Origin of the sequence: Pseudogemmobacter hezensis (genome assembly GCF_013155295.1) — a bacterium.
GTDB lineage: Bacteria > Pseudomonadota > Alphaproteobacteria > Rhodobacterales > Rhodobacteraceae > Pseudogemmobacter > Pseudogemmobacter hezensis.
Map to the genome: position 1 here is coordinate 31,195 of NZ_JABJXT010000006.1, position 26,508 is coordinate 57,702.

Annotated in this window: 23 protein-coding genes and 1 tRNA gene; 14 read left to right on the top strand and 10 right to left on the bottom strand. The window is 61.6% G+C overall.

The features are described from left to right. Positions 1–11 precede the first annotated feature (11 nt). Complete coding sequence (locus HOY34_RS08185) at positions 12–1,619, top strand: alpha-amylase family glycosyl hydrolase (RefSeq protein WP_172361716.1); 1,608 nt, start codon at positions 12–14, stop codon at positions 1,617–1,619. 19 nt (positions 1,620–1,638) lie between these two features. Here HOY34_RS08185 and HOY34_RS08190 read toward each other — a convergent pair whose 3' ends face one another. From HOY34_RS08190 to HOY34_RS08205, 4 genes are all read right to left on the bottom strand, one after another. Then, positions 1,639–2,445 carry a 2-dehydro-3-deoxygalactonokinase gene (locus HOY34_RS08190; protein WP_172361718.1) on the bottom strand — a complete coding sequence of 269 codons (807 nt, stop codon included), beginning with the start codon at positions 2,443–2,445 and terminating at the stop codon, positions 1,639–1,641. Between the two features lie 166 nt (positions 2,446–2,611). Next, positions 2,612–3,097 (bottom strand): bacterioferritin, encoded by a 486-nt coding sequence (gene bfr, locus HOY34_RS08195; protein ID WP_172361720.1) that lies wholly within the window; start codon positions 3,095–3,097, stop codon positions 2,612–2,614. A gap of 194 nt (positions 3,098–3,291) precedes the next feature. After that, on the bottom strand, positions 3,292–3,549 hold the full coding sequence (locus HOY34_RS08200) for a (2Fe-2S)-binding protein (protein ID WP_172361722.1): 258 nt from the start codon (positions 3,547–3,549) through the stop codon (positions 3,292–3,294). A 30-nt stretch (positions 3,550–3,579) separates the two neighbouring features. Next, positions 3,580–4,836, bottom strand: coding sequence for an imelysin family protein (locus tag HOY34_RS08205; RefSeq protein WP_436645176.1), 1,257 nt, complete (start codon positions 4,834–4,836; stop codon positions 3,580–3,582). A 650-nt stretch (positions 4,837–5,486) separates the two neighbouring features. Between HOY34_RS08205 and HOY34_RS08210 the strand changes: the two genes are divergently transcribed. The 12 genes from HOY34_RS08210 to HOY34_RS08265 all read left to right on the top strand — a co-directional run bounded on the left by HOY34_RS08210 (position 5,487) and on the right by HOY34_RS08265 (position 18,158). Next, positions 5,487–6,548 (top strand): GSCFA domain-containing protein, encoded by a 1,062-nt coding sequence (locus tag HOY34_RS08210; protein WP_172361726.1) that lies wholly within the window; start codon positions 5,487–5,489, stop codon positions 6,546–6,548. After that, positions 6,545–7,258, top strand: coding sequence for a hypothetical protein (locus tag HOY34_RS08215; RefSeq protein WP_172361728.1), 714 nt, complete (start codon positions 6,545–6,547; stop codon positions 7,256–7,258). Before HOY34_RS08210 ends, HOY34_RS08215 begins: the two co-directional genes overlap by 4 nt. A gap of 298 nt (positions 7,259–7,556) precedes the next feature. Beyond that, the gene (locus HOY34_RS08220; protein WP_172361730.1) at positions 7,557–10,997 is read left to right on the top strand and encodes a pyruvate carboxylase; all 3,441 of its coding nucleotides are present in this window, start codon (positions 7,557–7,559) and stop codon (positions 10,995–10,997) included. 295 nt (positions 10,998–11,292) lie between these two features. Continuing rightward, a complete protein-coding gene (locus HOY34_RS08225; RefSeq protein WP_172361732.1) occupies positions 11,293–11,736 on the top strand; it encodes a hypothetical protein in 444 nt (147 codons plus the stop codon). Between the two features lie 187 nt (positions 11,737–11,923). Further along, positions 11,924–11,998: transfer RNA gene (locus HOY34_RS08230), tRNA-Gly, on the top strand. 138 nt (positions 11,999–12,136) lie between these two features. Continuing rightward, on the top strand, positions 12,137–12,724 hold the full coding sequence (gene hisB, locus HOY34_RS08235; RefSeq protein ID WP_172361734.1) for an imidazoleglycerol-phosphate dehydratase HisB: 588 nt from the start codon (positions 12,137–12,139) through the stop codon (positions 12,722–12,724). A gap of 118 nt (positions 12,725–12,842) precedes the next feature. Beyond that, positions 12,843–13,484: an imidazole glycerol phosphate synthase subunit HisH gene (gene hisH, locus HOY34_RS08240; RefSeq protein WP_172361736.1), complete on the top strand. Its 642-nt coding sequence runs from the start codon at positions 12,843–12,845 to the stop codon at positions 13,482–13,484. An 85-nt stretch (positions 13,485–13,569) separates the two neighbouring features. Next, the gene (gene hisA / locus HOY34_RS08245; protein WP_172361738.1) at positions 13,570–14,286 is read left to right on the top strand and encodes a 1-(5-phosphoribosyl)-5-[(5-phosphoribosylamino)methylideneamino]imidazole-4-carboxamide isomerase; all 717 of its coding nucleotides are present in this window, start codon (positions 13,570–13,572) and stop codon (positions 14,284–14,286) included. Positions 14,287–14,348: 62 nt separating this feature from the next. Beyond that, positions 14,349–15,110, top strand: coding sequence for an imidazole glycerol phosphate synthase subunit HisF (gene hisF, locus HOY34_RS08250; protein WP_172361740.1), 762 nt, complete (start codon positions 14,349–14,351; stop codon positions 15,108–15,110). A 51-nt stretch (positions 15,111–15,161) separates the two neighbouring features. Further along, on the top strand, positions 15,162–15,485 hold the full coding sequence (locus HOY34_RS08255) for a phosphoribosyl-ATP diphosphatase (RefSeq protein ID WP_172361742.1): 324 nt from the start codon (positions 15,162–15,164) through the stop codon (positions 15,483–15,485). 223 nt (positions 15,486–15,708) lie between these two features. Continuing rightward, the gene (locus HOY34_RS08260; protein ID WP_172361744.1) at positions 15,709–17,034 is read left to right on the top strand and encodes an O-acetylhomoserine aminocarboxypropyltransferase/cysteine synthase family protein; all 1,326 of its coding nucleotides are present in this window, start codon (positions 15,709–15,711) and stop codon (positions 17,032–17,034) included. 104 nt (positions 17,035–17,138) lie between these two features. Beyond that, positions 17,139–18,158: an isopenicillin N synthase family dioxygenase gene (locus HOY34_RS08265; RefSeq protein ID WP_172361746.1), complete on the top strand. Its 1,020-nt coding sequence runs from the start codon at positions 17,139–17,141 to the stop codon at positions 18,156–18,158. Between the two features lie 77 nt (positions 18,159–18,235). Here HOY34_RS08265 and HOY34_RS08270 read toward each other — a convergent pair whose 3' ends face one another. Then, positions 18,236–18,547 (bottom strand): hypothetical protein, encoded by a 312-nt coding sequence (locus HOY34_RS08270; RefSeq protein WP_172361748.1) that lies wholly within the window; start codon positions 18,545–18,547, stop codon positions 18,236–18,238. 250 nt (positions 18,548–18,797) lie between these two features. Further along, positions 18,798–19,952, bottom strand: a complete 1,155-nt coding sequence (locus tag HOY34_RS08275; RefSeq protein WP_172361750.1) for a hypothetical protein — start codon at positions 19,950–19,952, stop codon at positions 18,798–18,800. 108 nt (positions 19,953–20,060) lie between these two features. Here HOY34_RS08275 and lepA point away from each other — a divergent pair, with 108 nt between their 5' ends. After that, positions 20,061–21,860 carry a translation elongation factor 4 gene (gene lepA, locus HOY34_RS08280; RefSeq protein WP_172361752.1) on the top strand — a complete coding sequence of 600 codons (1,800 nt, stop codon included), beginning with the start codon at positions 20,061–20,063 and terminating at the stop codon, positions 21,858–21,860. Positions 21,861–22,018: 158 nt separating this feature from the next. Here the strand turns inward: lepA and HOY34_RS08285 are convergent, their stop codons facing one another. From HOY34_RS08285 to HOY34_RS08300, 4 genes are all read right to left on the bottom strand, one after another. Further along, on the bottom strand, positions 22,019–22,159 hold the full coding sequence (locus tag HOY34_RS08285) for an entericidin A/B family lipoprotein (RefSeq protein ID WP_172361754.1): 141 nt from the start codon (positions 22,157–22,159) through the stop codon (positions 22,019–22,021). 208 nt (positions 22,160–22,367) lie between these two features. Next, positions 22,368–23,078: a class I SAM-dependent methyltransferase gene (locus tag HOY34_RS08290; RefSeq protein ID WP_172361756.1), complete on the bottom strand. Its 711-nt coding sequence runs from the start codon at positions 23,076–23,078 to the stop codon at positions 22,368–22,370. 35 nt (positions 23,079–23,113) lie between these two features. Continuing rightward, the gene (locus HOY34_RS08295; protein ID WP_172361758.1) at positions 23,114–23,929 is read right to left on the bottom strand and encodes a hypothetical protein; all 816 of its coding nucleotides are present in this window, start codon (positions 23,927–23,929) and stop codon (positions 23,114–23,116) included. 206 nt (positions 23,930–24,135) lie between these two features. Then, entirely contained in the window at positions 24,136–26,412 is a 2,277-nt protein-coding gene (locus HOY34_RS08300; RefSeq protein WP_253944323.1) for a glycosyltransferase family 2 protein, read from the bottom strand. Between the last annotated feature and the right edge of the window lie 96 nt (positions 26,413–26,508).

The following is a 26,508-nucleotide window of genomic DNA, read 5'->3' on the forward strand; positions in this document are numbered from 1 at the left end:
AGGGGGCGCATGTGAGTGAATGGTGGCGGGGGGCGGTAACCTATCAGGTCTATCCGCGCAGTTTTCAGGACACGAACGGCGATGGCATCGGTGATCTGCCGGGGATAACCGCGCGTCTGCCCTATCTGGCCGAACTGGGGGTGGATGCGGTCTGGCTGTCGCCGGTGTTCAAAAGCCCGATGAAAGATATGGGCTATGATGTCTCTGATTATATCGACATCGACCCGGTTTTCGGCAGCCTTGCGGATTTCGACGCGCTGATCGCAAGGGCGCATGAGCTGGGGCTGAAGGTGATCATCGACCAGGTGCTCTCACATTCGTCAGACCAGCATCCGTTTTTTGCTGAAAGCCGTGCCTCGCGCGACAATCCCCGCGCTGATTGGTATGTCTGGGCCGATCCGCGCCATGACGGCACACCGCCCACCAACTGGCTGTCGGTATTCGGCGGCCCTGGCTGGACCTGGGATGGCCGCCGCCGCCAGTTCTATATGCACAACTTCCTCAGCAGTCAGCCGGATCTGAACTACCACAATCCGGCGGTGCAGGACTGGGCGCTTTCCGTGCTGCGCTTCTGGCTGGAGCGGGGCGTTGACGGCTTCCGCTTTGATACCGTGAACTACTATTTCCACGACCTTAAACTGCGCGACAATCCGGCCGACTGGCGTGACCTCTCAACGCCCGCCGACAATCCCTATGACATGCAGTACCACCTCTTTGACAAGAACCGCCCCGAGAACCTGGCCTGGCTGGCGCGGATCCGAACCCTGCTGGATGAATATGGCGCGATGAGCGTGGGCGAGGTCGGAGAGACCCATCATGCCATTGAGATGATGGGGAAATACTCTGCCCCCGGCCATCTGCACCAATGCTATAGCTTTGAGATGCTGGGCCGCAGCTATACTCCCGATTTCTTTCGCAGCCGGATTGAGGGCTTCTTTTCCGCAGCCCCCCAGGCCTGGCCGATGTGGGCCTTTGCCAATCATGACGTGCCGCGTCAGGTGACGCGCTGGCTGCCCCATGCCGCCAGTCCAGAGGCGCTGGCCAAACAGGCGGGGGCGCTGCTTCTGGCCTTTGAGGGCTCGATTTGCCTGTGGCAGGGTGAGGAGATCGGCCAGACAGATACCCAGCTCAGCTATGAGGAACTGACCGATCCGCAGGGGATTGCGTTTTGGCCCGCCCCCGTCGGGCGCGACAATACCCGCACGCCGATGGTCTGGGATGACAGCGCCAATGGCGGCTTTACCACCGGCACGCCCTGGCTGCCGGTCAAAGCGCCGCAACTGGCCCGCAATGTCGCCTCGCAAGAGCGCCATCAGGGCAGCGTGCTGGAAAGCTACCGCCAGATGCTGCAGTTTCGCCGGGGCGAAGATGATCTGATCCACGGCAAGACCCGCTTTCTGGAGACCCCGGATCCGGTGCTGGGTTTTGTCAGGGGCGAGGCAGGACGGGGCGGCATTTTGTGCCTGTTCAACCTTGGCCCCGACGCGGTGACGCTGGATCTGGCCGCCGAGGGGGCGCAGATCGGCCCCGCGCAAGAGTTTGCGCCCGACAGAAGCCAGATCCGGCTGGGCCCGAATGGGTTTGGCTTTTTGCGGCTCTCTGCGCCTGTCGGCGGCTAGGCCGGAACTGCGGTGAAACTCAGGCCGCGTTCAGCGGCGCGATGGCCTGCAGCCCGGCCATCAGCGCGGCCTGCATGGGCAAATGATGCGGGGTGATCCCCTGTTCTTTCAGCGCAGCCGAGGCCCCGTCATCCTGATCGGTGATCAAAAGCACCTGCTGGCCCAGCCACCAGGGCCTGGCCGCTGCCAGTTCGGCCCCCAAAAGCCAGCCCGCGACAGAGGCGCGGATCTGGCCCTCATCCGCCCCGCGCAACCGCCGCAGCGCGGGCAGGGCGGCCAGATGGGCCGACAGCCGCTCGGGCCGGGATAAGGTCTCGGCCAGGGCCTGCAAAAACGCCGCATCCGCGACAACCACGCCCGGGGGCAGCTGGGGGGCAAGCTGGCGGCGCAGATCCGGCGCTATGCTGCCCAGAATACTGACCACTTCGCCCGCGCTGATCTGCGCCCAAAGCGCACGGGCCTGCCCCCGGATCAGCATCGCGCCATCAAATTTCGGCGCAATCGACAGGGCACCAACTAGCAGCACCTCTTCGCCTGCGCTCAGCATCAGGGGTGATTCCTGCGAAAACCGTGGCAGGACGCGCCAGGCTGCGCCGTCATCCACCGCAACCGCGCCGCGCAAAGCCGCAACCGGGTCGCAGGGCAGGGCAACCAGCGGGGCCTCGTCATGGCCCAGAACCAGGCCGATCCGCGGCCCATCTGTCAAAAGCGATGCCGCCTGCGCCGGGCTGAGCCCCGCCACAACCTCTGTCTCGCCCGAGGCCGCAATGATCTGACAGAGCCATCCCGCCCCGTCGGGATGCGCAATCACCCAGCCTGTTGCCATCTCAAAGCCCCCTGTCCATCAACCGCCGCGCCAGTGTTCATGCCCGGGGCAAGTGATCTGCGCAAACCCCAATCGCATAGTGCCGCGCCTGAAATCCGCCCCGCCAATGAAAAAGCGCGGCCCCCGGCGGACCGCGCTTTCCCTTATCTGACTGCAAAATCAGCGCTTATTCGGCTTCATTCGCGGGCGAGGCATTGAGCAGGCCATAATTCTTGTCGCCCAGCTCTTTATACAGCCCCAGCTGCGTTTCGAGGAAGTCGATATGGCCTTCCTCGTCCTGGATCAGCTCGTCAAAGAGGGCCCGGCTGACGTAATCGCCTGCCTCGTCGCAATAGCGGCGTGCCTCGATATAGAGGTCACGCGCGCCATGCTCGGCGGCCAGATCGGCCTCAAGGATTTCTTTCACATTCTGGCCGATGCGCAGGCTGTCCAGCTTTTGCAGGTTCGGATGGCCTTCGAGGAAGATGATGCGGGTGATGAACTTATCCGCATGCTGCATTTCCTCGATCGACTCGGCGCGGGCCTTGGCGGCCAGTTTGCCATAGCCCCAGTCGTCGAGCAGACGATAGTGCAGCCAATACTGGCTGACGGCGGTCAGCTCAGAGCGCAGACCAGCATTGAGATATTCGATAACCTTCTTGTCGCCCTTCATGGCAGACCCCATTCGTTGCGCGGGGCCCATGGCCCGCCTTGCTGCGTATGGAACAAAGGTAAATCCCCCCATGGGCGCTTGTCCATGGGGGGAATGAAGTTTTTTAGAATAATTCTAAATCCGACCAAAACACCCGGATATATCAGCAAAACCGGGGGGCTTTTCGGGCGGGGCGCGGGGGCGGGGCGGGGGCCTTAGCCCAGCCGCCGTGCCCGCATCCGTTTCAGCATCGGGATCGCGGGCTTCGCCGGATCATCGGCCACGCCAAAACTGTCGCAGCTGCGCATCGTGTCAAGGAACACCGGCATGCATCCGCCGCAATCGGCCTTCTTGCCAAGCGCGTGATAGACCTTGCCCGGCGTGATGATCGTCGAGGGATCCGCCGCCCGCATCCAGTCAACGGCGGCGCGGATTTCGTGATCCGAGATGCTCATACAGTGACAGACGATCATGGCGGCGGCTCTTTCTCAGGCGGGCTGCACTTACTGGAAAACGGCGTTCGGGTTGTCGAGGCTGTCAGATCCCTCGAAGTCGATCTTCGAGAGGCCCAGCACGCCGACCGCCCGCTCGACCGAGGCGGTCTGGGTCACCAGCGCATCAACCGCGCCCATGATCAGCCGCTCGCCCTTTTCACTGCCCGGCTCCAGCATCTGGTCATAGGCAAAGCCCTCTTCGGCGGCGGTCTTGATCGCATTCAGCGCCGCAACCGAGCTGTCGAGTTCCGCCTTCAGCTGGGTGTCAACTGCGGCGTCTTTGGCCGCCACCAGATCCGAGACCGAGGGGCCGCTCAGCACGGTGCCATCGATGCGGGTATATTGGCCCAGATAGACGTTCCGAATGCCAACCCCATCATAATAATGGCTGTTGTGGGTGTTGTCAGAGAAGCAGTCGTGCTCTTCTTCCGGGTCTGAAAGCATCAGGCCCAGCTTCATCCGCTCGCCCGCCAGCTCGCCATAGGACAGGGATCCCATGCCGGTCAGGATCGCCATAAGGCCTGCCTGCGGGTCAGTTGTCACCGCCTTGCGGGCCTCGCCTTCGGCGCCCCATTCGCCGGTCATTTCCTCAAGATCGGCGATCAGCAGATCCGAGGCCGCCAGCAGATAGGCCGCGCGGCGGTCACAATTGCCGCCCGTGCAGGCATCGCCCGTGGCGTAATCGGTCCAGGGGCGGTTGCCGGCGCCGGGGCCGGTGCCATTCAGGTCCTGGCCCCAGAGCAGAAACTCAATCGCATGATAGCCCGAGGCGACATTGGCCTCGATCCCGTCGGCCTCTTGCAGCACATCGGCGATCAGCGCGGGCGTGATCTGGCTGGCGTCGATCTCTTTGCCCGAGAGGGTGAATTTCGGATTGGCGATCACATTCAGCGTCGCCAGCGGGTTCTCTTCGCTTTCGCCATAGCTGGCCGCATCGACGTAATCGATCAGACCCTCATCCAGCGGCCAGGCGTTCACCCGGCCTTCCCAGTCGTCAACGATGGCATTGCCGAAACGGAAGGCCTCGGTCTGCTGATAGGGCACACGCGAGGCCAGCCAGGCCGAGCGCGCCGCATCCAGCGTCTCTTGCGAGGGCTGCGCCACCAGGTTGCCCAGCGACTCACGCAGCACGCGGGCGGTGGCGAGGCTGTCACTATAGCCCGCCTCGGCCAGATCTGCGTAATGGGCGACGACCCCGGCAGGCTCTGCGGCAAAGGCCGGGCCTGTCAATGCGGTGGTCATCAGGGCTGCAGCTGCAAAGCGCAAGTTTCTCAAGGGTTTACTCCGAACCGGAAGAGCTTTGGATAATGGGGCCGGACCATGCGCCTGATGCATCCACAAGCCCTGCCTGCAGGCACCCGCAATGGGGTGGGGCAGAGCGGGACAGGAAATCGCTGCACATTGCGGTCACGTAGCCTCTCATGGGCACTCACTGGGCAGCGGAAGCGCAAAGAAACCGCTGTCTGGCTTGCAGAATGGATGACAAATTTAATCGGGAAAGTAAAGCTGAGAGTTTTGCCAGGGTAACGCCAGGGCGGTCACGATTGCCTCAGTTGCAAAGGGGGCGCTGTGCTGATGCGGCGCATTATCGCCCTGTCTGGGGCTTTGCTGAAATGCCAGGCAGTTGCGACAGGGAGAGGGGGGGGCATGCGCGCCTTCTTGCGCAGCGCATGGACAACCCACCGGCCTGGCGGTAGATTATCGTCGCATCTTGCGGTGCGGGCTGCGGCCCGAGCAGAGGTAGCCCGCATGGCAAAAGCAGCCTGACTGGCAAAAGACGAGAGGCAGAATTGGAATCGGCCCAAAATCGGGATCTGAGTGTTACAGGGCAGTATCAATAGATGTGTAATTGATACGTTTATAATGAGATCTGACCATATTGGCAGCCCAGATCCCCGCAGTTTCCGGAGAGAGTTATGAGCAATCCCTATTCGTCATTGCCAGCTAAGAAATTCTGGCGCAGCGCGGTCGCTGACCGTCATATGTTTGATGTCAGCGAGCTGTGGGATCCAAAATTCCAGATCCGCCCCGAGGATAAGGTTGCGACTTATGGATCCTGCTTTGCCCAGCATATCGGCAGAGCGCTGAAGGCCAATGGGTATCAGTGGCATATTACTGAAAAACCCCCGGTTGGCCTGTCTGACCCGGAGAAGTTCGGCTATAATGTATTTTCTTCCAGAACGGCGAATATTTATACGACATCGCTTTTGCTGCAATGGGTGAAATGGGCGATTGAGGCAGAAAGCCCGCCCGCTGAGGTGTGGAACGACAAGGGCAGATCTGTCGACCCGTTCCGTCCCAAAATAGAGCCTGCCGGGTTCGTCTCAGATGAAGAGATGAGGCTTTCACGCAAACAGGTCATAAAGTCATTCCGGGACTCTATTACCGGCTCTGATGTGTTTGTCTTTACGCTTGGTCTGACTGAAAGCTGGGTCAACAGCGGGTTGGGATATGAATATCCGATGTGCCCTGGAACTGCAGGCGGCACATTCGATGCCAAAAATCACCAGTTCGTAAATCATGACTATGAAATGGCACTGTCCAACCTGAGCCAGGCCATAGATCTGATGCGCTCGGTGAATGGAAACCTGAAGTTTCTTGTTACAGTGTCGCCGGTGCCACTGACTGCGACCTATACGGATAACAATGTTATCGTGGCCACTATGGAATCCAAATCGATCCTGCGTGCGGTGGCCGCTAAAATCAGCAAGATGCATGATTTTGTTGATTATTTTCCATCATATGAAATTATCAACAGCCCGGTTTTCAAAGGGGTGTTCTTTGACCCCAATCAGCGCAATGTGAACCATGCGGGCGTTGATTTTGTGATGAAAAATTTCTTCGCATGTCTCAATGGAAAGTTCGGGGGATCCGGCGCAGCGGAGATCAAATCTGCGGCGCAGGCCCAGGCAGACAGCAAGGCTCTTGTCTGTGAGGAAGAGCTGTTGAATGCATTTGGAAAAGAGAAAAACAAATGAGAGTTTGTATCATCAGCAATAGCCATGCGGCAGCGCTGAAACAGGGCATTGACGAGTTGGAATCGCGTCAGATCATTGATGGGCTTGATCTGCACTTCTTTGCTTCACCCGCAAATACGCTTGAAGATACAGCGCTTTTGGATGGGAAAATCGTTCCCACCACCGATACCGTCAAAAAATCGTTCGAGATTTCATCCGGCGGTCTCCATGAGATTGTTATTTCCGACTATGATGCCTTTGTCGTGCATGGGGTATTTGTCTATGAGGGGGCTTTTCGGGCTCTGATGGATGCTGAAAAAGGGGCGACTTTTTATTCGCAGGCCGTCCTGAATGAGCTTGATCCTTTTAACAAAACGATTTCATCCAGGATATACAGGCAGATCAGAACCGTCAGCGATGCGGATATTATTGTTTCTGCCAGGCCATATCTGGCGATTAAGCCGACTGATACGCCCAGGGATGTTGTGGCAAGGGATCGGTTCAGAGCGTATATAAACGAGAGATTTCGGGCAATGCATAAGCTGCATGCCTTTTTCCAGCCGGAAGAAACCGTAACAGGCGGTGTATTCACAAAGTCTGAATTCAATCAGGGCGCGAAACGGGGCGATGATCGATATCCCGATTTTCAATCCGGCGACGGCATTCACATGAATGGCGCATATGGCATACATTATATTGCCGCGTTGAGCCAATTGCTGCGGTCATTGTGACCGTGAATTTTTGGGGGGCCGGAGCGGCCCTCTGATGGCGGTGGCGGGATGGGGCCCGCCTCGGGGTGCTGCGCCGGATCACCCGGAAACAACTCTGGGTGGTCTCCGGGTGCGGTCTGCATCATCGACTGGTGCAGGCGGGCATGGCGTCTGGTGAGGCAGGTTGCGTCCAGTTTGCAGCTGCAAACCCGGCCTGCATATTTCGCAAAATTTGCAGGTTTTTCCCGCTCTGGCCTTGCGCTGCACTGCAGCAGAAATACAGTGCCCCGCAAAGCAACAGATTCCGGGGAGGTCTGCCATGCCCGAGTTCCACAAGATCCTGATAGCCAACCGCGGTGAGATCGCCATTCGCGCGATGCGTGCCGCCAATGAGATGGGCAAAAAGACCGTCGCGGTTTATGCCGAAGAGGACAAGCTCTCGCTGCACCGTTTCAAGGCAGATGAGGCCTATCTGATCGGCCAGGGCCTCAGCCCGGTGGGGGCCTATCTGTCGATCCCGGAAATCATCCGGGTGGCGCGGCTGTCGGGCGCGGATGCGATCCATCCGGGCTATGGGCTTTTGTCGGAAAACCCCGATTTTGTTGATGCCTGCGACGCGGCAGGGATCACCTTCATCGGCCCGCGGGCCGAAACCATGCGGGCGCTTGGCGACAAGGCCTCGGCGCGGAAGGTGGCGATTGAGGCGGGCGTTCCGGTGATCCCGGCGACCGAAGTGCTGGGCGATGACATGGCCGTCATTCGCAAACAGGCGAAAGAGGTCGGCTATCCTTTGATGCTGAAAGCCTCCTGGGGCGGCGGCGGTCGCGGCATGCGCCCGATCAACAGCGAGGAAGAGCTTGAGGCCAAAGTGCTGGAGGGCCGCCGCGAGGCAGAGGCCGCTTTCGGCAATGGCGAGGGCTATCTTGAGAAGATGATTCTCCGCGCCCGCCACGTCGAGGTGCAAATCCTCGGCGACAAACAGGGCAATGTCTGGCACCTGTGGGAGCGGGACTGCACTGTCCAGCGCCGCAATCAGAAGGTGGTGGAACGCGCCCCGGCGCCCTACCTGACGCAGGAACAGCGCGAAGCGGTCTGCGAAATGGCGCGGCGCATCTGTAAACACGTGAATTACGAATGCGCGGGCACCGTCGAATTCCTGATGGATATGGACAGCCAGGAGTTCTATTTCATTGAGGTGAACCCCCGCGTCCAGGTCGAGCACACCGTCACCGAAGAAGTGACCGGCATCGATATCGTCCAGGCCCAGATCCTGATCGAAGAGGGCAAATCGCTGCCCGAGGCGACGGGCGTGGCGTCGCAATCCGAGGTCAAACTGAACGGCCATGCGCTGCAATGCCGGGTGACCACCGAAGACCCGCTGAACAATTTCATCCCCGATTACGGGCGGCTGACGGCCTATCGCTCGGCCACCGGGAACGGCATCCGGCTTGATGGCGGCACGGCCTATGCGGGCGGGGTAATCACGCGTTACTACGACAGCCTGCTGGTCAAGGTCACCGCCCATGCCCAGACGCCGGAGAAGGCTTTGTCCAGGATGGACCGGGCGCTGCGCGAGTTCCGTATCCGGGGCCTGGCTACGAATATCGAGTTTGTTATCAACCTCTTGCAGCACCCGACCTTCCTCGACAGCTCTTACACGACGAAGTTCATCGACACGACGCCGGACCTCTTCCACTTCAAAAAGCGCCAGGACCGGGCGACCAAGATCCTGACCTATCTCGCGGATATTTCCGTGAATGGTCACCCCGAAACCAATGGTCGCGCCAAACCCGCCGAGGCAAAGGCCCCGAAAGCGCCCGTCGCGCAGGCTGGCCAGCCCGCCTATGGCACCCGTAACCTGCTGGAGCAAAAGGGCCCGCAGGCGGTTGCCGACTGGATGAAGGCGCAGACGCAAGTGCTGCTGACCGACACCACCATGCGTGACGGCCACCAGTCGCTGCTGGCAACCCGGATGCGCTCGATCGATATGATCAAGGCCGCGCCCGCCTATGCCGCCAATCTGCCGCAGCTCTTCTCGGTCGAATGCTGGGGTGGGGCGACCTTTGACGTGGCCTACCGCTTCTTGCAGGAATGCCCCTGGCAGCGGCTGCGCGACCTGCGGGCCGCGATGCCGAACCTGATGACGCAGATGCTGCTGCGCGCCTCGAACGGCGTTGGCTATACCAATTACCCCGACAATGTCGTGCAGGCTTTCGTCAAACAGGCGGCCGAGACCGGGGTCGATGTGTTCCGCGTGTTTGACAGCCTGAACTGGGTGGAAAACATGCGCGTCGCCATGGATGCGGTGCTGGAGGCGAACAAGCTTTGCGAGGGCACGATCTGTTATACGGGCGATATGCTCGACCCGGATCGTTCAAAATACGATCTGAAATATTACCTCGACCGCGCCAAAGAGCTGAAAGCGGCAGGCGCCCATGTGCTGGGCCTGAAAGACATGGCGGGGCTGTTGAAACCTGCCGCTGCCCGCGTCCTGATCAAAGCGCTGAAGCAGGAAATCGGCCTGCCGGTGCACTTCCACACCCATGACACCTCTGGCGCGGCGGCGGCCACCGTGCTGGCGGCCTGTGATGCGGGCGTCGATGCGATTGACGCGGCGATGGATGCGTTTTCCGGCGGCACCTCGCAGCCCTGCCTTGGTTCCATTGTCGAGGCGCTGCGCCATACCGACCGCGACACCGGCATCGACATCGCCGCCGTGCGCGAAATGTCGAACTATTGGGAGCATGTCCGCGCCCAATATACCGCCTTTGAATCGGGCACCGCCGCGCCTGCGTCTGAGGTCTGGCTGCATGAAATGCCCGGGGGCCAGTTCACCAACCTCAAGGCTCAGGCGCGTTCGCTTGGTCTCGAAGAACGCTGGCCCGAGGTCGCCCAGGCCTATGCCGACGCGAACCAGATGTTCGGCGATATCGTCAAGGTGACGCCCTCGTCCAAGGTCGTCGGTGATATGGCGCTGATGATGGTGGCCCAGGGGCTGACCCGCAAACAGGTCGAGGATCCGGGCACCGATGTGGCCTTCCCCGATTCGGTCGTCGATATGCTGAAGGGCAATCTGGGGCAGCCCTATCAGGGCTGGCCGGAAGGCATCCTGAAAAAGGTGCTGAAAGGCGAAAAGCCCAATACCGAACGCCCCGGCGCCCATCTGCCGCCCGTCGATCTGGAAGAGACCCGTGCGAAGCTTTCGGCGGAACTTGGCGGCATGAAGATCGATGATGAGGATCTGAACGGCTACCTGATGTATCCGAAGGTCTTCCTTGATTACATGGGCCGTCACCGTCTTTACGGGCCCGTTCGCACCCTGCCGACCCGGGCCTTCTTCTACGGGATGGAGCCTGGCGAAGAGATCGCCGTCGAGATCGATCCCGGCAAGACGCTGGAGATCCGCTTCCTGACGCTGGGCGAGGTGGATGACGCGGGCGAGGTCAAAGTGTTCTTTGAGCTCAACGGTCAGCCGCGCACGATCCGGGTGGCGAATCGCTCGGTTAAGGCAAAGACGGCGGCGCGGCCCAAGGCGGCAGACGGCAATCCTGCCCATATCGGCGCACCGATGCCCGGATCTGTCGCCAGCGTGGCGGTGACTGTCGGGCAAAAGGTCAGGGCAGGGGATCTTCTGCTGACCATCGAGGCGATGAAGATGGAGACGGGCCTCCACGCCGACCGCGAGGCGGTGGTGAAGGCGATCCATGTCAGCCCCGGCGCGCAGATCGAAGCCAAGGATCTGCTGGTCGAGCTGGAGTAATCCGGCTTTTGTGACGCTCCATGCGCATCGGGTTCAGCCCGCTGCGCATGGGCAATTCGCGCGATGACGCGCATGCGCCTGATCAAAGGCGCGGGCATCCCCGATATATCCATATATGCCGCGGATAATCTGCTTCAGTTGCGGCCAGGGTCTGGTCTGACCAGAAAAACCGTAAGTCTGCCCGCAAAACGCCCAGTATTCTGGTCTTTCCTTGCCTGTGTGCCGCGCGATGGCGGGGCTGCATTTTTAGCGGGGCAATCGGGCCCTGCGAATGGCAAAGCAGGGTAGATTTTTGATGAAACGAGCTTTGATTTCCGGGGTCACCCTGTCGGCAGTTCTGGCGCTGGCGGCCTGCGCTCCGGCGCCGCGAATGGCCGTTCCCACCAAGCCCGGCGAATCCTTCCTGTCAGCCCGCAGCGCGATTGGCTCTTGCGCCCATACAGCGCCCCAGGGCGGCAAGGATGCGGTCGGGTTCAGCTATATCGGCAATATCGTTTACAATGGCGGCCTGGTCGGGATGATCGGAACCGCAATGACTGAAGATGATATTCGCGCCCGTGGCGAGGCGGGGGCCGTTGATAAATGTCTGAAAAAACAAGGTTTCAAGCGGCGTCATCTGACAGAGGCGGAAGAGCGGGCCGTCAACAGCGCCCCCCCGGCGCAGCGCACAGCCCTGCTGGACCATCTTGTCGGCGGCGGCACGCTTGAGACATTCCCGACCCGCCAGATCCCCTATTGAAAGAGCCGCCGCCCGGGGGCGTGGCCTCACACGTGGTCTGTGGCGGGCTGCGCCACCTGCGGGTGATACTGCCTTTCCGGGGGTGTTTTGACCAATGCCCTGATGGCGATCTGAAATTCGCGGGGTAACGCAATTTTCCTCTTGCGAAGGTTCGGGGCTTGGCCTAAATGCAGCACACCGAAACGGTGCGGGCGTAGCTCAGGGGTAGAGCATAACCTTGCCAAGGTTAGGGTCGGGCGTTCGAATCGCCTCGCCCGCTCCAGATCGGTTCGCAAAAGGGTGCCATTGGGCGCCCTTTTTGCGTTGATGTCCAGGGATTGCGCTATGGCTGGCACTGACAGGCTTGCCGTGTGCGGGGGCTGCTTGTATTGCCTCGCGTGACAGCCCGGAGGCAGATGAAATGCGCAAAGCCAGTGTAAGCCGCAAGACCGCCGAGACCTCAATCGAGGTATCGATCAATCTTGACGGAACGGGGAAATATGACTGCCAGAGTGGGGTCGGCTTTTTCGATCATATGCTCGACCAGCTGGCCCGTCATTCGCTGATCGATATCGAACTGCGGGCGAAGGGGGATCTGCATGTCGATGATCACCATACCGTCGAGGACAGCGGTATTGCGATCGGCCAGGCCCTGGTGCAGGCGCTTGGCGATAAAAAGGGCATCCGTCGCTATGGCCATTTCCGGCTGGCGATGGATGACACCCAGGTCGCGGCTGCGCTGGATCTGTCGGCGCGTCCCTATCTGGTCTGGAATGTTGACTTCCCAAGCGAAAAAATCGGCACCTTCGACACCGAGCTGGTGCGGGAATTCTTCCAGGCCCTGTCAACACATGGCGGGATCACCCTGCATGTTGACCGCCTGCATGGCATCAATAGCCATCACATTGCCGAAGCCACCTTCAAGGCCGTGGCGCGGGCTTTGCGGGAAGCGGTTGAGCCTGACCCGCGCATGAACGGTGTGCTGCCCTCGACCAAGGGCGCCCTGTGATCAATGCGGTGAGCGCAATGAAGCTCGCCGCAAATTTCTGTGCAGAAATTTGCCCGGAGTTTTTGAAAACTCCGTCCCGGAATTTTGATAAATTCCGGCAGCGCCTGTGGGAGTGGATATGAGCCTGACAGTCCTTGTCGATTATGACAGCGGAAATCTGCATTCGGCCGAAAAGGCCTTCCAGCGGATGGCGGGGGAAACCGGCGCGGGTGAGGTGATTGTCAGCGCCCGCCCCGAGGATGTTGCGCGGGCGACGCGCATCGTGCTGCCCGGGGATGGGGCCTTCCCGGCCTGTCGTCGTGCGCTGGATGCGGTTCCGGGGCTTTTTGCCGCAATAGAAGAGGCGGTGCTGCACAATGGGCGCCCGTTCCTTGGCATTTGTATCGGGATGCAGATGCTGGCGACGCGCGGGCTGGAATATGGCGAGACCGCAGGATTCGACTGGATCGGCGGCGAGGTCACACGCATCGCGCCGCAGGATCCGGCGCTGAAGGTTCCTCATATGGGCTGGAATGACCTGCAAATTCACAAGGCTCACCCGGTTATGACGGGGGTGAAAAGCGGTGATCATGCTTACTTCGTCCACTCCTGGCAGTTTCGCACCGCGAACGCCCCGGATCTGATCGCATCGGTCGATTACGCCGGGCCTGTGACGGCGATTGTTGGCCGTGACAATATCATCGGCACGCAATTCCACCCTGAGAAAAGCGCAGCGACAGGCCTGCGCATCATCGCAAACTTCCTGACCTGGCGTCCCTGAGGGGCTGCATGTCTGGCGGTTGATCTTTCCTTTGCGGGCGCTCCATGCCAAAGGGGCGCAGACCGATATTCAGCGGAGCCTTGCCATGATCCTTTACCCTGCGATTGACCTTAAGGACGGCAAATGTGTGCGCCTTTTGCGCGGCGAGATGTCGGCGGCCACCGTCTTTGGCGATGATCCCGCCGCGCAGGCTGCGAAATTTGAGGCCGCAGGGGCCAAATTCCTGCATCTGGTCGATCTGAACGGCGCCTTTGCCGGAGAGCCGGTGAACGGCGCGGCGGTTGAGGCGATCCTGGCCAGGATCGGCGTTCCGGCCCAGCTGGGCGGCGGCATCCGTGATATGGCGACGATTGCGACCTGGCTGGAAAAGGGCCTCTCGCGGGTGATCCTGGGCACGGTTGCTGTTGAAAACCCCGCTTTGGTGCGTGAGGCGGCGCAGGCCTTCCCGGGCAAGGTCGCTGTCGGAATTGATGCGCGCAAAGGGCTGGTTGCCACCCGTGGCTGGGCCGAAGAGACCGACGTTCAGGTCACCGATCTGGCCCGCAGCTTTGAGGATGCGGGCGTTGCCGCCATCATCTACACCGATATCGACCGCGATGGTGCCATGGCCGGCCCGAATATCGAGGCGACAGAGGCGCTGGCCCGGGCGGTCTCGATCCCGGTGATTGCCAGCGGCGGCGTCAGCCGGATGGAGGATCTGATCGCTCTGCGTGACACCGGCGTGATCGCGGGCGCGATCTCGGGGCGGGCGCTTTATGATGGCGCGATTGATCTGAGTGCGGCGCTGCAGGCGCTTGGCTGAATGAGGCGGGCTTCGCCAAAAAGCGGGGCCTTGGCGGTATCACGAAAAGGGCCCTGGGAATTATGCTGAAGACGCGACTGATCCCCTGTCTCGATGTTGCCGATGGCCGCGTGGTCAAGGGCGTGAATTTCGTCAACCTGGTGGATGCGGGCGACCCGGTGGCGGTCGCCAAAGCATACGACCGCGCTGGCGCCGATGAGATCACCTTTCTCGACATCCATGCCACGCATGAAAATCGCGGCACGATGTTTGACCTGGTCACCCGCACGGCCGAGCAGATCTATGTGCCGCTGACCGTCGGCGGCGGCGTGCGCAGCCATGAGGACGTGCGGGCATTGCTGCTGGCGGGGGCGGATAAGGTCAGCTTCAACTCGGCCGCTGTCGCCGACCCCGATGTCGTTGCCGCCAGCGCCGACCGCTTTGGCAGCCAGTGCATCGTGGTGGCGATTGATGCCAAAACCGTAAGCCCCGGAAAGTGGGAGATTTTCACCCATGGCGGGCGCAAGCCCACCGGCATTGATGCGGTTGAATTTGCCCGCCTGGTTGAGGCAAAGGGCGCGGGCGAGATCCTGCTGACCTCGATGGACCGTGATGGCACAAAGGATGGCTATAACCTGCCGCTGACCCGGGCGATCTCGGATGCGGTGGGGATCCCGGTGATCGCCTCGGGCGGCGCGGGCAATCTGGATCACCTGGTTGACGGCATCAAAAAGGGCGGGGCCTCGGCGGTGCTGGCAGCCTCGATCTTCCATTTCGGCACCTATACGATCGGCGAGGCCAAGGCGCATATGGCGGCCGCCGGCATTGCCATGCGGCTGGAATAACGGCCGCCTATCGCCGCAAGAGACGCGGCCAGAGCTTTCGGGGAATGAACCATGACCAGTGCCGCAGACAGCCTGACCCGGCTTGCCGCCACCATCAATGCCCGCAAAGGGGCGGATCCTGACACCTCCTGGACGGCGAAACTGCTGTCAAAAGGGCCAGAGAAATGCGCCGCGAAGTTCGGCGAAGAGGCGGTCGAGGCGATCATCGAGGCCATTCGCGGCGACAATCCGCGGCTGATCTCTGAAACGGCGGATGTGCTTTACCATCTGCTGGTGATGCTGGCCTCGCGCGATGTGGCGCTGGAGGATGTGCTGGCTGAACTGGCCCGGCGCGAAGGCGTCTCCGGCATTGCCGAGAAACAGTCGCGCGGCTGAGGCGCGGCCAGATCTGTTCGCAGGTCTGTTCCGGGGGCAGATTCGCTGCCCGAAAGATCAGCCGCGCTGTTGGCTGGTGATGGAAGGAAATCTCTTTCCCTATCCGCCCCTGAAAAGGCGATTGAAACAATCGTGATATTTCCCGGATGCTGAGGGGGAACCGTCGCTTTGCCGCAGATCGCGGCACAGGGCGACGGACCCGCGACAAGCAAAGGAAGAGATCATGGCGACCACCAGCCTGCACCCTGAAACGCTGGCCCTGCATGGCGGCAGCTGGCGCACTGACCCGGCGACCGGCTCGCTTGCGGTGCCGATCTATCAGAACACCTCGTTCCAGTTCGACGACACCGCCCATGCGGCGCGGCTTTTCGCGCTGGAAGAGCTGGGAAATATCTATTCGCGCATCGGCAACCCGACGACCGACGCCTTTGAAACGCGCCTGGCCCAGCTGGAGGGCGGCGCGGCCGCGCTGGCGCTGGCCTCGGGGCAGGCGGCCACTTTTTTCGCGCTGACCAATCTGGCGCAGGCGGGCGACAATATCGTCGCCTCAAGCGATCTTTACGGCGGCACGGTCACGCTTTTGTCGCAGACGCTGAAGCAATTCGGCATCGAGGTGCGTTTTGTCAGCCAGTCTGACCCGCAGAACTTTGTTCGCGCCACGGATGCGAAAACCCGCGCCTGGTTTGGCGAGACCCTGGCCAATCCCCGCCTTGAGGTCTTCCCCATTGCCGAGGTCGCCGCTTTGGGGCGTGAGATCGGCGTGCCGCTGATCCTCGACAATACCGCCTCGCCCCTGACGGCGCGGCCGCTGGCGCATGGGGCGGCGGTGGTCGTCTATTCGACCACCAAATATATCGGCGGCCATGGCACGGCGATTGGCGGCGCGATTGTCGATGGCGGCACTTTCGACTGGGCCGCGCACCCCGAGCGTTTCCCCCTCCTGACCCAGCCCGATGACGCCTATCACGGCGCGATCTGGACCGAGGCCGCGAAACCCCTGGGCCCGATTGCCTATGTGCTGCGGGCGCGGGTGAAACTGCTGCGCGATATTGGTGCCTCGGTCGCGCCGCAAAACGCCTTCCTCTTCCTTCAGGGGCTGGAGACGCTGCCGCTGCGCATCCGCCAGCACAATGAAAACGCGATCAAAGTGGCGGATTACCTGGCAAAGCACCCGCAGGTGACGACGACCATCTTCCCGGGCCTGCAGGCAGATGAGGCCCGCCGCCGCGCTGACACCTATCTGCAGGGCGGCTTTGGTGCCCTGGTCGGCTTCGAGCTGAAAGGCGGCGTCGAGGCGGGTCGCGCCTTTATCGACGCGCTGAAGCTTTTCCACCATGTCGCCAATATCGGCGACGCCCGCAGCCTGGCGATCCACCCGTCTTCGACCACCCATCAGCAGCTGACCGAGGCCGAGCAACTGGCCGCAGGGGTGACGCCTGGCTATGTGCGCCTCTCGATCGGGCTGGAGCATCCCGAGGATATCATTGCCGATCTCGACCAGGCCCTCAGTGCCGCAAGCGTCCATTCGCAAGGGCGTGTTGCGGCCTGAGACAGGCCAGAGGATCGGCAGGGCGAGGAAGGTATCCCCCCTTCCTCGCCCCTTTATGTCTGGGGAAAGACCGGCGGGCAGCCCCCGCCGCAGGAGGAACAGAATTGACCACCCAGCTTCCCGTTCTGGATATTTCCCGCTTTCACGCCGGACCTGAGGCCCGCGCGGATTTCGTCGCCGATCTGCGGGCGGTGCTGCATGACCACGGCTTTTTCTACCTGACCGGCCATGGCATCCCTGACGCGCTGATCACGCAGCTGAAGGCCCTGACGCGGCAGTTTTTCGCGCTGCCGCAGGCGGATAAGCTGGCGATTGAGATGGTTCGCTCGCCGCATTTTCGCGGCTATAACCGGGCGGGGCTGGAACACACCCGTGGCCAGCAGGACTGGCGCGAGCAGATCGACATCAATACCGAAGGTGAAGCCATCGGCGGGGGCGAGGCCTGGAACCGCCTTCACGGCCCGAACCAATGGCCAGAGGCGCTGCCAGAGCTGAAGCCGGTGGCGCTGGACTATCAAAAGCGGGTCACCGATCTGGGCGTCGATCTTTTGCAGGCGATTGCGCTGTCGCTGGGCCAGGACAGCGATGTTTTCCGCCCGATCTATGACCCGCAGCCGACGCAACTGCTGAAACTGATCCGCTATCCGGGCCGCGATGTCGCCGAAAGCGATCAGGGCGTTGGGGCGCATAAGGACAGCGGCATCATCACCATCCTGTTGCAAGATGAGGTGGCGGGCCTGCGGGTGCAGAACCTGGCGGGCGAATGGCTTGAGGTGCCGCCCATTCCCGGCACTTTCGTCATCAACTCTGGCGAGTTGCTGGAGCTGGCGACAAATGGCTTTGTGCGCGCCGATATCCATGACGTGGTCGCCCCCCCGGCCGGGGTCGAGCGCTATTCCTACGCCTTCTTCCTGGGCGCCCCCTATGAGGCGGTGATCCCGGTGCTGCCCTTGCCCGATGATCTGAAATCGCGCGAGCGGGGGCTGAGTGTTGATCCCCTGAACCCGCTGTTTCGCAACGTGGGTCTGAACCAGCTGAAAAGCCGGTTGCGCTCGCATCCTGATGTGGCCGAGGCCCATCACGCCGATCTGCTGGCGGCGGGGCTGGCGGGGCAGGGGCGCTGACCCGGCGGATGACCCGAGCGCAAGAATGACAAAAGCCGGGCGATTGGCCCGGCTTTTTCACATATGCATGGGCAGTTTCAGCCGCCGCAATAAGCCTCGGCCATTGAGCCGAACTGCTTATAGCGATCCCAGAAAGCATCATCTGCGGGCTTTTGCGAGATCCAGACCGTATGGGCCAGATCCGGGTCGCGGAAGAATTTCGCGGCGCGACGCTGATCGCCGCCTTTCAGGGTCATATCGGCAACCTGCTGGATGCAGCCGCAAAGCGCCCGGTTTGCCGCCTTGCGGTCAGAGCGCATGCAGGCCGATTCAATCGGGCCAGCCGAAGCCGTGGAGATTGTCGAGAGAAGCACACCGGCGACAAGCGCCAGAGAGGGGATAAGTTTCATGATGTTCTGCCTCAGGTGCCGCGAGCAGGGAGACCCTCCGCCCGTCGGTCATTTTTCTGCCAGTGATATTGCCAAAAATCGCCTCTTTTTTCAATCCGCAGATCGCTGCAGGCGGGCTTTTGCCAGGGGCCCTGCGGGGTTTTCCGCCTGACCACTAAGGATAGCGGAATGCTTCGGCATCTGCCCCTAAATCAGGCACCAGGATCGGGGGGCAGGGCCGCCGAATGGCCCCTGTCCTGCCGCATTCGGGCTAGGGCAAAAGCCGCCAGCTGGCGATTGTCCAGCTGGGCGCGGGCGAGACGGTGATATCGGTCGCGGGGATGATTCGCGCCGTATCCACGCCACCGCAGCCAGGCAGGCAATCGGCATCCAGCCCCCAGGCGACAAAGCTGCGATGGACCGCATCCGAGAGGCGCAGCATATCCGGTGGCGCCGCAAAGCTGGTATCGATCTTCTCCAGCAGGGCCGGGATCTGCCCCTCGGGCAGGCTCAGCGTGACCGTGCTGTCCTGCCAGCCAAGCCCGGGCAGGGCGCGGCTGCCATCCTCGTCATACAGATAATTGCCGTCTGAAATCACCCAGAATGGCATCGGCATCGAGACATAGAGGTTGAGAATCTCGCCGTCTGTCCCGGCAATCCAGCTTTGGGCGTGCTGGCGCAGGGCCTCAACCTCTTTGGGGTCGGCGGCGATGGGCAGTTTCAGGGGCTGCCCGGGGGGGGAATCGGCCGCAGGCTCTGGCAGCGCGATCAGCTGCGAGGGCAGGGTGATATAGACCTGACGCCGCCCGTCATCCGGGGGCTGCAGCGCGTCATTGGTCGGTTCGGCGAACCAGCGCGTGGGATCGGCGGCGATTGACTTATGGGCGATCAGATAGGCGTCATAATTCTCAAAATGGCTGGTCATCAGCTCGACCGGCTGCGAGGGCGGCAGCTGCTGGCGCAGCCCCCCCATGCCCCAGTGTCCCGCATCCTCTCCGGCTGAAAGCCAGTTCAGGCAGTTGATCGACAGGCAGGTGAAGGTCTTTTCGGTCCTGCCATCTTTCAGCAAAACGCCGATCTCTTTGACGGGCGGCGCCCCCATCATCAGGCCAATGGCCGAGCCGACATAGCTGCCCGCATCGCTTTCGTCGTTATACCAAAGCGAGGGCGCCAGTTGCGCGAGTGTTTCGGGATCTTCGATCAGGCGCGGCCCGCTTGCGGTAACGAAATCCCCCAGGATCAGCGCATAGTGCCCCGATTGCAGGGCGGCATTATCCAGGCCCGCCAGCAGCTCAACCCGTTTTGGCGTGCCGGATGTGCCGGAGGTGAAAAATGTCAGCGCACCACCGAAGGCCCCGGCCAGAGCCAGCAGCGCCGCGCCGCCCGCCAGCCCCCAAAGCAGCGCTTTTTCCCGAGGTTTTTGCATCTTCTTCATCCTGGTCAGCCGCAGGTCTGAATAAACCACGAAAAACGCAGCTTCCAGCCTGATTGCCCCTCTTCCCGGCTCTTGCAGATCCCGCTATATCCCACTGCCATGACCCAGCTTGATCACATCCGCAATTTCTCCATCGTCGCCCATATCGACCACGGCAAGTCGACGCTGGCCGACCGTCTGATCCAGATGACCGGCACCGTCGCCGAACGCGATATGAAGGCGCAGCTTCTCGACTCGATGGATATCGAGCGCGAGCGCGGCATCACGATCAAGGCGAACTCGGTCCGGATCGAATATCCGGCCAAGGACGGTCAGACCTATATTCTGAACCTGATCGACACGCCCGGCCACGTTGACTTTGCCTATGAGGTCAGCCGCTCGATGCGCGCGGTTGAGGGCTCGCTGCTGGTGGTTGATGCCAGTCAGGGGGTTGAGGCGCAGACGCTGGCAAACGTCTATCAGGCGCTGGACGCCGGGCATGAGATCGTGCCGGTGCTGAACAAGATCGACCTTCCGGCAGCCGACCCTGACCGTGTGAAGGCCAATATCGAGGACGTGATCGGGCTGGATGCCTCGGACGCGATTCCGATTTCGGCGAAATCGGGCCTTGGTATCCCCGACGTGCTGGAGGCCATCGTGCAGCGCCTGCCGCCGCCCAAAGGCGACCGCGATGCACCGCTGAAGGCGATGCTGGTGGACAGCTGGTATGACAGCTATCTGGGCGTGGTCGTCATGATCCGCGTCATGGACGGCGTGATCAAAAAGGGCGACCGCATCCGCATGATGCAAACGAATGCGGTCTATCCCATCGACCGCCTCGCCGTTCTGAAGCCGAAAATGACCGATATCGCCGAACTCGGCCCGGGCGAGATCGGCGTATTCACCGCCTCGATCAAACAGGTGCGTGACACCCGCGTCGGCGATACCATCACCCATGAGCGCAAAGGCACCGAGACGCCGCTGCCAGGCTTCAAGCCTGCGCAGCCGGTGGTCTTCTGTGGTCTTTTCCCCGTTGATGCGGCTGATTTTGAGGCCCTGCGCGACGCGATTGAGAAACTCGCGCTGAATGATGCGTCGTTCAGCTATGAGATGGAAACCTCGGCGGCACTTGGCTTCGGCTTCCGCTGCGGCTTCCTGGGGCTTTTGCACCTGGAAGTGATCCGTGAGCGGCTGGAGCGTGAGTTCGACCTGGATCTGATCACCACCGCGCCGAGCGTGGTGTTCAAGCTGCATATGAAAGACGGCGAGGTGCGCGATCTGCACAACCCCGCCGATATGCCCGACCTGACCTATATCGACCATATCGAAGAGCCGCGTATCAAGGCGACGATCATGGTGCCGGATGAATATCTTGGCGATATTCTCAAGCTCTGCCAGGACCGCCGCGGCATCCAGCTGAACCTGACCTATGCCGGGCCGCGCGCCATGGTCGAATATGACCTGCCGCTGGCCGAGGTGGTGTTCGACTTCTACGACCGGCTGAAATCGGTGACCAAGGGCTATGCGTCCTTCGACTATCAGCTGAACGAATACCGCGAGGACAACCTCGTGAAGATGTCGATCATGGTGAACGAAGAGCCGGTCGATGCTCTGGCGATGATGGTCCACCGCGACCGCGCCGAGGCACGCGGCCGGGTGATGGTGGAAAAGCTGAAAGAGCTGATCCCGCGCCATATGTTCAAGATCCCGATCCAGGCCGCCATCGGCGCCCGGGTGATCGCGCGCGAAACGCTTTCGGCAATGCGCAAGGACGTGACGGCGAAATGCTACGGCGGCGACGCCACGCGGAAGCGCAAGCTTCTCGACAAGCAGAAAGAAGGCAAGAAGAAGATGCGGCAATTCGGCAAAGTCGAAATTCCGCAGACCGCCTTCATCCAGGCGCTTAAGATGGACAACTAAGCCCGCACTGTCGTGGTTTAGTTTCAGGGGCCGCGCTGTACTCAGCGCGGCCCCTTTGATGTTGCGGGTGACGTTTCGGGCCAGCTGACGTTTCTGGCCAGGTAGCATTTCAGGCCGGGCGGCATTTCGGGCCGGGCCTGCTGGCCAACCGTCTTTCGTTACATATCGGCTTCGGTTTTCCGCGCCTCACTGGTGATCGCATGGCCAGCATCCTGCATGTCGCGCCCTGCGCCAGCGATGGTATTGCAGGCGCTGGTCGCAAAGATGGCGAGAAGCGAAAGGATAAGGGTCGGGCGCATTACATGCCTCCTGGTTGCTGATATCGCAAAGACAACGACCTGGCGGCGAAGAGGTTCCGGCGGCGTATTTATCTGCGGCGGAAATCGGCTGGTCCCCGCCCGACTGGCCCCTGTCCGACTGGCCCCCGCCTGGCAGACCCCCGCCCGAGAAATCCCCGCCAGCCATATGTTTGCCTGCCAGATGTTCGTCTGGCAGGCAGGACCTGGATCAGACGTGATCGGCCTCGGTATAATGGCCCTGAACCGGCATCCGGTAAGGCGGCGCCTTCAGGGGCTTGCGGCAGGCATAGACGATCATATGCGGGCCCGAGAGTGCCCGCTCGCCGCCACGCGGCTGGCCGGTCGGGTCGTGGATCGGGATGATCCGGCCCGGCTCTTTGCGCGACACAATCGAGACCTCAAGCATCTCATAGCCGCGCGCATGGTGCCAGTAGCGCCAGGGCACATCCGGGCCGGTCTGGAAGAACCCATGCCCGAACCAGCCGTCGCAGGCCACGAAAGACATCATCACCCCGCCTGGCTTCAGCAGCTGATGGCAGGTGTCCAGGGCGGTGCCAATGTGGAAAATATGCTCACTGGTGCCGCCGTCGATCACCAGATCAAACTTGCCATGCAAGGCCTTGGGGCAGGGCAGGTTCAGGTCGTGAACATGCTGCGCCCCTTCGGCATCGGTAAAATCCATCGCCTCGATTTCAGGATAGCCGAGACCCTTGAAGAAGGCCTCTGAAAAGCCGTCCTCCTGGGTCAGCGTGCTTTCGGTAAAGGGAAAGCCCATCCCGTTCATCACCTGCAGGAACCGGGTCAGACGGCGCTGGCGCAGATGCATCTTCTGACGACCGAGAATCAGGCCGCGTTTGCAATCCTTCACATGACCCGCATTGCGCGCGAGAAACGTGCCGGGAACCATGCTGATCCCCATGGCTCAGCGCCCCCGTCTTTCAGTGCAGCCCATGCTTATTCCTCCAGTGCCAGCGCCGGGTTCAGCCCGATCTCTTCGCACATCCGCGCCGCATAGGACCCGGCCAGCGGCACATTCTTGCGCCACCAGGGGCGGGTGCCATTGGTGTAAAGATGAACCGACAGCGTTTTATCGGTGAAATGGCCCTCGACCCTTCCATAGGGGTCATAGAAGACATCATTCAGCTGGAAGGGCACCGGGTAAAGCACATCCGGGGTTTGCGCCTTCTCATAATCGCCGGTCTGCTGGGCGAAATACGTAAAGGCCTGGGGGCCGAAGGCGGTGCGCTCGGCATTGTAGATCCGCACGGCCTGCGGCAGCGAGCGGTCCTGTTTGTCGATCCGTTTGCGCTGCTGCTTGTTGAACCAGGCCGGAGCCTCGGGCAGGTTGTCGTAGTAATCCAGCAACTGATGGATCAGCTCGCCATCTTTGGGGATATAGACGACGCCGCAGTTCAGCGCGCCACGAAAACCGTGGCCGGCGAAGATGTTTTGCATCTCATCGGGGAAGGGGCGGTGGCAATAGGCGTCGCAATCGATCCAGACCGCATCGGTTTTCTGGATCATCTTGTAGCGGAAAACGTTCGACAGGAAGCTTTCCGAGGTCTGTTCGACAATGCTCATGTCGATATCCATGATCTCGGTCGCTTTGCGCACCTCGACCCCTTCGGGCACATTCGACACCTCTTCGGTGCAGTAAAGCGTGGTCGGGTGGCCGTGGCGCACATGGCTGAGCAGGCAAAGCTGGTTCAGGTAATGCAGGCGCGGGCCAATCCAGAGAGAGGCGACGGGGCGACGAACGGGGGTGGACAAGGGCGTTACCTCAACCTGGTTTTGTTTCTTTTTGCGCAGGAATATGCGCGGCGTTTTCAGACATCCCAGAACATATGGCCCGGGCTTCGTCTTTGATAATAGAGGATGTCCGGGCTAATCCTATGGCTTAAACGTGGCGGGAAGGAGATTTCTGCGCAAGACCTGCCAGAGTTTCACCTGCAGCATCCCCCCGCCCGCCGCGCATTCTATTTCCTGACCCAGAACAATGTCAGGGCGGAATCAAAGCCAGGTTCTGCGGCGTAACCGGCGCTGAGCAGGCGTTCATAGTCTGCCAGCTGTGCCCGGTTCGTCTCAAGCAATGGGCCGTAAAGCAGGATCTGCGCCGGATGCTGGCGCGCCAGCAGCTGCGCCAGCATCGCAGGCGTGATCCGGGCATCGCCCAGCATCAGCACATCTGCCGCGAGGGGTGCGGGCCAGTCATCCGGGCTGCCCTGAGGGCCGGGCAGCGACCAGTTTTGCAGAACGCGGTCCGCATCCCGGCCGTTTCTGGCCCAGATCAGCTGCATCGCCTGACGCAGGCCGGGGCTGTCCTCTTGCAGATGCAGCCGCAGATCGGGGCGCACCCTCGCCAGATGGGCGCCCAGAAAGCCGCAGCCCGCGCCGATCTCCAGCAGGTTTGCGCCTTTTTTCAGAACCATCGGCAGCCGCCGCGCAAGGCCGCGCTGGAACTTGCCCTTTGCCAGCGCCGCCAGCGAGGGCGTGGTGAAGACCCCGGCATCGGCGGGCAGAAGGATTTCGTGATTGCCCACCCATTCGCCGCTATAGCCCGGCGTCGGTGCCGCATTGGCGACATAGGTTTCCGAGGGCAGGGCGGGGGGCGGTGCGGCATCGGGATCCGATCCGGCCTTGCGCGCCGCGCGGGCCCGGTCGTTGCGGGCCTTTTCGACCTCAGACATCTGGGCGGCGATCTTTGCCGGGTCGCGGGCCTGGGGCGGTTTGGCCACCACATTGCCAATCGAAACCTGGCCCGCCTTTGCCAGCCCCTCGACCAGCTCTGTATAGGCGGGGGTCTGGCGGATCTCATCCAGCCTTGCCTCGGCCCGCCCGACCGCGGCGTAATGCAGGCGGTTCAGCACCGGATCGCTTAGCAGCTGTTCGATGATCGCATTGCGCCGCGCGGTATAGCGCAGCATCGTCTCATCGCGCACCTCATTGCGGTCCTGCAGCGACCAGTAATCGGAATTATACTTGTCTTTCTTGTTGTTGACGTTGCCGCGCAGCTTGCGCAGCGCATAGCTGTCGACCGATTTCACCGCGTAATGGTTCAGCTGCGCCCAGTCATAGCCCACCGTGCGCACGATCGAGCGCCAGCCGCGAAACTTGAAATACTCCGGCATCTCCTGGCCCGATCCATTGATCCAGCGGATCGTATCGGGGAAGTCGGTCTTGACGTGTTTGGCCTTCAGCTTGGGGCGGTGAATGCCCAGCTTCCAATATTCGGGGTCATATTTGAACAGCGTCTTGACCCCCCAGCCCTTGTTCCAGTCGGGCGGCGCGGCCATCAGATATTGCTCGGATACCGGGGCGCGGCTCCAGGCGACGACATTGCCCGAGCCGAAAATCCGCCAGGTGATCACCACGCCATTGGCGCCGCGTTCCTTCGCCGAGGCGATCAGATCATCCAGCGTGCCATCGCCATGACGGATCGAGAGGAACTCATCGGCGTCAAACACCATCACCCAGTCAGAGCCGCAGACCACCGGCTCTGCCTCGGCATAGTTCAGCGCGGATGGCTGCGGGCGCAGCCCCTCGGGGATCACGTTGCGGCGGTGATGGGCCAGGCCCAGCTCTTCCAGCCGGATCAGCATGTCATCAGTGCCGTCCGAGCAGTCATTCGTGTAAACCACCAGATCGGTGAAGCCGACCGCCAGGTGATGGGCGACCCATTCGATGACAAAGGGCCCCTCGTCTTTCATCATCGAGACAGCGGTCACCTGGCCATGCGGGCTGCTGTGACGGGCAAGCGAAAAGGGCACGGTCGCAAAAATATCTGACGCGCCGACGGGCAGGCCCGGCCGGGAAGGGGTAGGGCGGGAAGGGGCGGCTTTGGCCGCAGGCTTCTTCGCCCCTTTGCCCGCGCCCGGATTGCCGCCTTTGGCACCAGACTTGCGGGCTGCGGGCTTTGCTGCCGCCCCAATTGCCTTTGCCTGCTTTGCGCCGGAAGAGCCTTTTGTAAGCGCAGCGGCTGGGGCTGCGTCCGGTCTGACAGGGGCTGCGCCTGGGGTCACGGGGGCTGCGTCTGGGCTGGCAGGGGGATCGGCAGGCGCATCGGCAGGCGCGCCACGGGTCACAACCCTGACCTTCTTCGCGCCAGCCTTTACACCGGCTTTCACGTCAGCCTTCACATCGGCCCTCACATCGGCATCGCCCGGCGCAGATCCTGCCAGAGCCTTCTGATCCGCCAGGTTGCGCGTCTCTTTGTCTGCTTTGCCCTGGCTGGCCTGGGATTTTTTATCCCTCATATCCGTCTCCTGCGATCCTTGCCCTTACTAGCGCGGCTTTTCGGGCAGCGGTAAGGCGGGAAAGGTATGATTTGTGGCATAATAGAGGGGAATATT